Source organism: Vibrio nigripulchritudo ATCC 27043, assembly GCF_000222685.1.
GTDB classification, from domain to species: Bacteria; Pseudomonadota; Gammaproteobacteria; order Enterobacterales; family Vibrionaceae; genus Vibrio; species Vibrio nigripulchritudo.
In genome coordinates this window covers 1-2893 of sequence record NZ_AFWJ01000175.1, presented here as the reverse complement: position 1 = coordinate 2893, position 2893 = coordinate 1, and the positions used below count along the sequence as shown (strand labels likewise).

Sequence of the window (2893 nt, the reverse complement as noted above, 5' to 3'; positions counted from 1 at the left end):
CGATTAAGGGCAAACCAGCTCACGCAGGTCTGGCACCGGAAGAAGGCATCAATGCCATGGTTGTGGCATCGGATGCCATCTCAAACATGACACTGTCACGTATCGATGAAGAAACCACTGCAAATATTGGTGTCGTTACTGGTGGTCAGGCAACCAATATCGTTATGCCTGAAATTTACATTGAGGCAGAAGCCCGATCTCTCAAAGACGATAAGCTGTCAGCACAAGTGAAGCATATGGAAGAAACATTCAAAGCCGCTGCTTCAAACCATGGCGCAGAGGTAGATATTGTTTCAACTCGTGCCTACGACGCCTATCAAATTGATGATTGTGACCCTCTGATTGTATCTATCAAAGAAAGCTTCGAGCGCGTTGGTATTGCAGGAAAAACCAATTCAACAGGCGGTGGTAGCGACGCCAACATTTTCAACAGCAGAGGATTGAAAACGGTAAACCTGTCCACGGGAATGACGAAAGTACACACGACAGAAGAGTTCATTAAAGTCGAAGATATGATGAATATCACTCGTTTCCTTGTGTCCCACCTTACCCACTAACCAAAATTAAAAAAGGCAGCGTGATAGCTGCCTTATTCCTGCCAGTTAGACTTCATTTTTTCAATGGTATCTGATGGCACATCATGTATCGAGCCGAAATCTTCTCTGCACACCATGATGTCGATTTCAAAGCCGCTCGCTTTTGCCAAAAGAAGATAAGGCTCCATTTCCCATTTCTCGACAAAGGTGTTCGAGACGACGACATCTGCCCCTTTGTTGAGCCATTTCTTAGTCTGGTTAAAACACCAGTTATGGGCTTGTTTTAACTTCCTGGGCTGAAACCGGTATTCCCCTTTTCGGTCAACAAAATACATGTCCGCTTCGATGTGCTTCGCATTCATTGTTTTTGCTAAAGTCGACTTCCCTGAACCGGGTAAGCCGCGTACCAGTGTTAAGCGCGGTTTCGTCATGATCTGGATGTGTAAATTGCAACTGTGTGCATGTTAGCGTTTGAGTCATGACAAAACAACGGCAGATCGATTATTCCACCTCCGGTTGGACATATACCTTGTTCCTTCCGGTTTTCTTGCCCTCGTAAAGCAAATCATCTGCTCGGTGCATCAGATTGTCCATGGTGTCACTTTTGATCAGTGTTTCCGCCAGTCCGATGGTAACGGTAATGGATGCTTCAATCCCTTCATGACTGATCACCAAAGTGCTCACCTGTTTTCTGATGGTTTCCGCGACCTTCTTTGCCCCTTCTAGCTGGGTGTCTGGCAAAATCACGCTGAATTCTTCACCACCAATCCGTGCAAACACATCATTCACACGAAGCCGATTTTTGATGAGCGCTGCCACTTCACGCAGTACTTCATCTCCGAATAGATGCCCGTGTTGATCATTAACCTGTTTGAATTCATCAAAGTCGATCATCATTAAACAGAAACTTCTGCCTGCCCGGCTAAAACGTTCAAACTCAGCGTTCAGGCGTTCCAGATAGAAACGTCGATTATAAGCGCCAGTTAGCGGGTCGGTTATCGCTTGTTCACGAAGCTGAATCTCAAGGATTTTCTGATCGGTAATGTCTCTGATGGTGCCAATAAGCGTGTTTGTACCGACCTGAAAGTCCGCCATTTCGTGTACCCAGATAAGTGTTCCACTAGCATGCTTAATCATATGCTGCACGTCGTACTTACCGCTTATTTGGGCGGCGCGTTCACTTTCATCCACTCGGTTTCTGTGCTCTTCGGCAACTAAGCTTTTAAAGAACGACAAGCTTGGTTGAACCTGTCCCCGTTCATAGCCCAAAATGGTGTACACCATATCCGACCAATAAACATCGCCTGTATCTAGGTTGCATTCCCAGTGCCCCATCCTGCCAATTTGGTGTGCGGTTTTGAGCCGATACTGGCTGTCTTGCAGTTTGAGTTCCAGATTCTTTTGAGAGGTAATGTCGGCTACCGAACCTATGTAGCCGTTGGTGTTGAAAACGGGGCTTCTGAATTTGCGCACAGAGTCGGAAAGCCATAGATAGAATCCATCTTTATGACGGAATCGATACTGCCTTGTGAGTACGCTGTCTCTTCCTTCTTTCTGCCATTGTACAAACTCTGTTCTCGCTTCGTCGTACACACTCTGAGGTAATTGCTTTCCCCAGTAACCTTCGCTTTCAACAATCTCAGATTTATGGTGCCCTGTCATTTCGCTCACATCTTTAGATATAAAATCGATGCTCTCCAGTGGATCGCCTTGGCAGCGGTAGATGACGTTTGGGCTGACATCTATCATTGCATCAAGCTCATGGTTCATAGACTCAAGTTGGACGGCTTCAGACTTATTTGAAGTTACGTCGATATGAGTGCCAACCACCCACTCTGGGTCACCCGCAGGCGTTCTGGTCATGAGTTTGCCAAAATCGCGCACCCAGACTTCCCTACCGTTTCGGTGTTTCATACGCACTTCGCATTCATAATAGGGAGTGTTTCCAGAAAAATGTGCCATCAATTGTTCTTCTGAAATCGATAAATCGTCTTCATGCACATGTTTTATCCAAGTATCGATGGAAAGAGGTTTTAGTTCCTCTAGCTCGTATCCAATGATTTCCGCCCAACGTTCATTGAACACGACTTCTCCCGTCTGAACATTCCATTCCCAGGTACCAGCGCGAGAACCTTCAAGCATGGTTCGAAACTTAAACACATCTGAAGATTCCTGATAGACAGATTCGCTGTCCTGACAGGCAAACCGTATCTGCCACAAATTATCATCGCTAAGTGAGATGGGTTCGATGACACCTTCGCTAAGCCCTTCTTCACTTTCCACCATGACTTTTTTGTTGTCTGGGCGACTTTCCCTTGAATAAAGGTGTGTTGGAGTGATCACCTGCCCAGACGTCA

The 2893-nt window shown here is 46.1% G+C and carries 3 protein-coding genes; 1 reads left to right on the top strand and 2 read right to left on the bottom strand.

The genetic code is table 11. The features are described 5' to 3' along the window. On the top strand, window positions 1–557 hold a 557-nt coding region (locus tag RH89_RS14250; RefSeq protein ID WP_038146085.1), incomplete at its 5' end, for a peptidase dimerization domain-containing protein. 32 nt (window positions 558–589) lie between these two features. On the opposite strand, the gene RH89_RS14245 is transcribed toward RH89_RS14250, so the two are convergent. Together RH89_RS14245 and RH89_RS28735 are read right to left on the bottom strand one after the other, a co-directional pair. Continuing rightward, window positions 590–967 (bottom strand): ATP-binding protein, encoded by a 378-nt coding sequence (locus RH89_RS14245; protein WP_022613711.1) that lies wholly within the window; start codon window positions 965–967, stop codon window positions 590–592. Between the two features lie 70 nt (window positions 968–1037). Then, a partial coding sequence (locus tag RH89_RS28735) for a GGDEF domain-containing protein (RefSeq protein ID WP_004403134.1) occupies window positions 1038–2893 on the bottom strand: 1856 nt, incomplete at its 5' end.